Source organism: Streptomyces sp. NPDC059456, from assembly GCF_042750055.1.
In the GTDB taxonomy this organism is placed as follows: domain Bacteria; phylum Actinomycetota; class Actinomycetes; order Streptomycetales; family Streptomycetaceae; genus Streptomyces.
On sequence record NZ_JBHYVA010000717.1, the window covers coordinates 1 to 4,020 of the forward strand.

Below are 4,020 nucleotides of genomic sequence, written 5' to 3' on the forward strand. Positions count from 1 at the left end.
GGGGGCCGCAGACGCGCCGGCGCCCTTCGCGGCCTTCTTGCCGTCGGGGGCGAGCGCGAACCAGGTGCCGCCGACGCCCTGCCCCTTGGTCTCGCCCGCCTTGGTGTCCTTGCTGTAGCGGTACACGGGCCAGCCGCCCACGGTCAGCTGCTTGCTGCCGTCGCTGCGCACCACCTCGCCGAGCGCCGACGGGTCCATGCCCGCTGCGGCGGTGGCGTCGCCGGCCGGGACCACCGGCCAGGTCTTCGCGCAGTCCCCCTCGCAGTTGGACTTCGGCGGCTTGGCGGTGTCCTTGTCGAAGCGGTAGAGGGTGAAGCCGGCGCTGTCGGCGAGCACGGAGCCGAGCTGCTCGTTCTGGGCGATCGCCAGCTGCCCGGCGCCCTTGCCGCTCGCGCCGGCGGCGTCCCCGCCGGCGGCGGATCCCGCGCCGTAGTCGGAGCCGTAGTCCCCGGCTGCGGCGGGAGCCGCGGCCGCGGCACCGGCGGGCTTCGCGTCGGCGGCCTTGGTGTCGTCCCCGCCGCAGGCGGTCGCCGTGAGGGCGACGACGACTGCCACGGCCGCCAGGGTGGTTCCGCGCTTGATGCCCATCTGATCTCTCCCACGTTCGGTGTCTCCGTGTCCGCCGCCCGTCTCCGGTGCGTCGGCAACTGTGTGAAGGACACGCCCTGTCGGGGTCGATCTGTTCAAGGAAATGTGTGTGGGCTGTTTCACTCACCCCGCGCCGAACCCGGCGCGGCGCAGAGCCGTGACCACAGCGAGGCCGAGGACCTGGTGTCCGCCGTCGTCGGGGTGCAGCCCGTCCGCCAGGTGCTCCGGTCCGAGCAGGTCACGGCCCGGCAGCAGGGCGAGGCGGTCGTCCCCGGCGGCGATCCGGTCGCGGGTGGCCCGCTCCATCGCGTCGCGCAGGGCGCCCAGGGTGGCGCCGAGCCGGTTCGGGGTGCGTTCCGCGTCGGGCCGCAGGACGGGCGAGAGCAGCAGCAGCGGGGTCCGCGGGTGCCCCTGGCGGACCAGGTCGAGGAACGCGCGGGTGGTCTCGTACAGCAGTGGTGCCGAAAAGGGCACGCGGGACCAGCAGTTGGTGCCGAACGCGAGGGTGAGGACGTCAGCGGGCAGGCCCGCGATCTGCTCGGCGGTGGCGAGTTCCCCGCGGGCGGCGCCCGCGTACCCGAGGTTGACGGTGTCCCAGCCGAGCGCGCGGCCGGCGACGGCGGGCCAGCCGTGGGCGGGCCGGGTGGACCACCAGCCCTCGGTGATCGAATCGCCGTGCACCACCCAGCGCGGCGCAGGCGGCGCCGGGGCCACGGATCCGCCGATCCCGCGCAGGCCGAGGATCAGCGGGGACTGGGCCTCCGGCGGGTGGAGGGTGAACGGGCCCGGCCCGCGCGGGAGTTCGATGCGTACGACGGCTTCCGCGGCGGGTTCGGTCCAGACCTCGCGGACCACCCCGTGGCGGTCCCACAGGGCGAAGCCGTGCGCGAGGTCGCGCAGTGCGTCGGTGGGGCCGGGCACGGTCGCCCGGTAGCGGATCTCCACGGCGTGCGCGGCGTGCGCCGTGAACTCCAGACGCACCCCTATCGGGAGGGTGGCCCGCTCCCCGGTGTCCCAGGGCAGCCGCATGCCGTCCGCGGGGTCGGCCCGGACCGGGCGCCCCTTGTCGAGCCAGGCGACTCCGCGCAGGAACGGCCCCGGGTCGAGCCAGTGCGTGGCGGTGCCCTCAGTGATCACGGTGCGCCTCCGGTCGTCGGGGGAGTCGGGTCCGGAGGGGGTCGCGGCCCCGTCGCCGCCCTCGGGTGACCCGTACCCCGGACGGGACCGTTCCACCGCCGCGGGGGTGCACGCCGTGCGGCCGGGCCGGTTCCGGCGGCATGCTGCGGCAGATCTGACGAGGTGTCAATAAACGGGGTCGGAGTGCGGTGCGCACTGATCGATCATCCGCGCGCAACAAAGGACCATCCAGGACAGATCCGCGCAACGATCGTGCGGCAATGTGCAAGGATGGTGCATTACGGGCGGTATCACTCAGCTCGTAGGCTCACTCGCTGTACGTGGAGTGGCGAAGACCGCCTGCTCGGCGGTCCTCCCCATGCCCAGGCTCTTGTCTGTGTCCTGCTCCGGACCGCTGCGGTCGATGCCTCAGTCCCCATCCGCAGTGTCCAAAGGAGTCCCCTCGTGCTCGATCAGGGCCAGGCACCCCCGCTCTCCCCGGAGACGCGCAAGCCCGTGAACCCGCTGATGCGCCGCAAGCCCGTCGAGCGGCTCGTCGCCGAGGGCGGCCAGGGTGACGGCGGCTCGCTGCGCCGCTCGCTCACCATGTGGCAGCTGACCATGATCAGCATCGGTGCCACCCTGGGCACCGGCATCTTCGTCGTCCTCGGCACCGCCGCCCCCAAGGCCGGCCCCGCCGTGACGATCTCGTTCATCATCGCGGGCCTGACCGCGCTCTTCTCGGCCCTCTCCTACGCCGAGCTGGCCGGCTCCGTGCCGGTCTCCGGCTCCTCGTACTCCTACGCGTACGCCACCATGGGCGAGTTCATCGCCTGGATCTGCGGCTGGTGCCTGGTCCTGGAGTACGCCGTCTCCGTCGCGGCCGTGGCCGTCGGCTGGGGCCAGTACCTCAACGAGCTCCTCGACGGGACCATCGGGGTCACCATCCCCGGCTCGGTCTCCGCACCGCTGGGCGACGGCGGGTTCATCAACCTGCCGGCGCTGGTCGTCGTCCTGCTCTCGATGGTCTTCCTGATGCGCGGCGCCAAGGAGAGCGCCACGATCAACTCGATCATGGTCGCGGTGAAGATCGTCACGCTGCTGCTCTTCATCGGCATCGGCGTCATGGGCATCAAGTCCGGCAACTACACGCCGCTCGCCCCGCTCGGCGTCACCGGCATCAGCGCCGCCGCCTCCACCCTCTTCTTCTCCTACATCGGCTTCGACGCCGCCTCCACCGCCGGTGAGGAGGCCAAGGACCCGAAGAAGGACCTGCCGCGCGCGATCATGCTCTCGCTGGGCATCGTCACCGTCCTCTACGTCCTCGTCGCCTTCGTCGCCGTCGGCGCCATGCCGTGGCAGGACTTCGAGGGCACCGAGGCCGCGCTCGCCCAGATCATGACCGACGTCACCGGCACCAGCGTCTGGGGCGTCGTCCTCGCCGCCGGCGCCGTGATCGCGATCTTCTCCGTCGTCTTCGCCGTCCTCTACGGCCAGACCCGCATCCTCTTCGCGATGTCCCGCGACGGCCTCGTCCCCAAGGTGTTCGCCAAGGTCGACGAGAAGACCGGCGCCCCCCGCGCCAACGTCGTCCTCGTCTCCCTGTTCTGCGGCGTCCTCGCGGCCTTCATCCCGCTGGGCAAGCTCGCCGACGCCACCAGCATCGGCACCCTCTTCGCCTTCGGCCTGGTCAACGTCGCCGTGATCATCCTGCGCCGCACCAAGCCCGACATGCCGCGCACCTTCAAGGTGGCACTCTTCCCGGTCACGCCGATCCTGGGCTTCCTCGCCTGCGGCTACATGATGTTCAGCCTCGATACGGCCACGTGGGTGGTCTTCGGTGGCTGGATGGCGGTCGGCCTCGTGGTGTACTTCAGCTACGGCATCCGCCGCTCCCGACTGGCCACGGAAGAAGTGGCCACAGCAGAAATGTGATCCACCCGCAGTGCGACTGAACGATCTCGACGAACGCATCGTGCACGCCCTCGCCGAGGACGCCCGCCGTTCCTACGCGGACATCGGCTCCGAGGTCGGACTCTCGGCCCCGGCCGTGAAACGGCGCGTGGACCGGCTGCGGGCCGAGGGAGCCATCACCGGCTTCACCGTCCGCGTCGACCCCGCCGCCATGGGCTGGGAGACCGAGGGCTTCATCGAGATCTACTGCCGCCACAACACCTCGCCGGACGACATCCGGCGAGGCCTGGAGCGGTACCCCGAGGTGGTGTCCGCGTCGACCTTCACCGGCGACTCGGAAGCCCTCGTACAGGTATTAGCCTCAGACATTAGCCACTTCGATCGCGTACTGTAGAGCATCTC

At 71.3% G+C, this 4,020-nt stretch carries 3 protein-coding genes and 1 pseudogene; 2 read left to right on the top strand and 2 right to left on the bottom strand.

Translation table 11 applies throughout. The features are described 5' to 3' along the window. A pseudogene (locus ACFXA3_RS37030) lies at positions 1-588 on the bottom strand (hypothetical protein); the annotation flags it as partial. A 123-nt stretch (positions 589-711) separates the two neighbouring features. Next, on the bottom strand, positions 712-1,725 hold the full coding sequence (locus tag ACFXA3_RS37035; protein ID WP_385194674.1) for a GDSL-type esterase/lipase family protein: 1,014 nt from the start codon (positions 1,723-1,725) through the stop codon (positions 712-714). A 444-nt stretch (positions 1,726-2,169) separates the two neighbouring features. Here ACFXA3_RS37035 and ACFXA3_RS37040 point away from each other — a divergent pair, with 444 nt between their 5' ends. Together ACFXA3_RS37040 and ACFXA3_RS37045 are read left to right on the top strand one after the other, a co-directional pair. Then, complete coding sequence (locus ACFXA3_RS37040; protein WP_385194676.1) at positions 2,170-3,639, top strand: amino acid permease; 1,470 nt, start codon at positions 2,170-2,172, stop codon at positions 3,637-3,639. A 10-nt stretch (positions 3,640-3,649) separates the two neighbouring features. Next, positions 3,650-4,012 (top strand): Lrp/AsnC family transcriptional regulator, encoded by a 363-nt coding sequence (locus ACFXA3_RS37045; RefSeq protein WP_385194678.1) that lies wholly within the window; start codon positions 3,650-3,652, stop codon positions 4,010-4,012. The last annotated feature ends 8 nt before the right edge of the window (positions 4,013-4,020 follow it).